We start from the raw sequence: 1,158 nt of genomic DNA, 5'->3' as shown, positions 1-1,158 counted from the left end.
ATTAAAAGAAAACACCTCATATGTTTTCATATGAAGTGTTTAATTCAAATGTCTTTTTTATTTTGTGTTTTGTGAATTTGTGAAGCCTGACCCCGTTGTTTCTTTCAGATAATCTTTTATGTCAATATTGATATTTTTTAGCTGTTCCTCTGCCATTTTTAGACTCCAATTATGTGGCATTCCATTTTTATTTTTGGAGTGCCACTTGCAACCTCCTTTTATCCACTTAATTCTTAATATTTCCTGTGCAATATCAATTGGTAATCCTTTTTCTCTATCAATATTCAAATCCATTATTTTACTTCTCAATGAATTAGAGATGATTTTATCATATTTCTTCAACATTTCTATTTCTTCTATAGTTATGTAATCATCAACATCATACTCATAACCACAGCAATTACAAATATGTCCGGGGACTAATTCATAGGTTAATCTAAAACCACATACTGGGCAATACACATTTCCCAACTCCTTTAACTTCCTAATAATTATTTCACTCTTTCCATATAGTACTGTAATGCTTTCAGTGGTCATTTATAACTATTATGCCAATTTTCCCATCCTGGTAAAAAACATGTCATTATTTGTCCAGTTTTGGGATCATAAATGAGATATTCTAATGTTTTGGTATTAAATTTTATTCGATATTTTGAGTTACTCTTTGAAATGCCTTCCTTAATAGTATTTCCCTTTTCTTTAAGAAACTTTTTTGCCATTTCCCAGTACTTCTTCTTATCAGGTTTTTTACCATTACCACCTGGCATATCAGCAAATTCTTTTGCATGTCTTTTATAATGATCCTCAAAGTTATGAAACTCTTCCTCTGTAGGTAAGCCTTGAGTTTTAGCTGCTAAATATTCAAAAGCATCTTTTACAAACGAACCAAATTGGTCTACAAAAATATCTACTATATCGTCCCAAACGTCTTTTATATCATCCTAATATATAGCAATCACTACTGCTAAACCTAAACCATTTACAACATCTACTACATTACCCACTAGAACTCCTAATGCAGACGCAAATGCAAGAAGTCCATATTCAACTGCAGCTGGTAAGTTTAATGCTGCTAACTGACTAGCTATACTTGGATTACTTGCTACAGCTACATTATACATCTTTTGCGTATTACTATCTACTTCTTTTTTTAAAGTT

Annotated in this window: 3 protein-coding genes; all 3 read right to left on the bottom strand. The window is 31.3% G+C overall.

The annotated features are described in order from the left end of the window. Nucleotides 1-57: 57 nt before the first annotated feature. Entirely contained in the window at nucleotides 58-537 is a 480-nt protein-coding gene (locus tag AB4Y15_RS14085) for a hypothetical protein (RefSeq protein ID WP_427340962.1), read from the bottom strand. Continuing rightward, nucleotides 534-767, bottom strand: coding sequence for a hypothetical protein (locus AB4Y15_RS14080; RefSeq protein ID WP_427340961.1), 234 nt, complete (start codon nucleotides 765-767; stop codon nucleotides 534-536). Before AB4Y15_RS14080 ends, AB4Y15_RS14085 begins: the two co-directional genes overlap by 4 nt. 174 nt (nucleotides 768-941) lie before the next feature. Beyond that, nucleotides 942-1,158 (bottom strand): hypothetical protein (locus AB4Y15_RS14075; protein ID WP_427340960.1); only part of this gene is annotated, 217 nt, incomplete at its 5' end.

The organism is Caloranaerobacter longqiensis (genome assembly GCF_050286925.1).
In the GTDB taxonomy this organism is placed as follows: Bacteria; Bacillota; Clostridia; order Tissierellales; family Thermohalobacteraceae; genus Caloranaerobacter.
The sequence above is the reverse complement of the archived record's forward strand: the minus strand, read 5'-3'. Positions and strand labels throughout refer to the sequence as shown.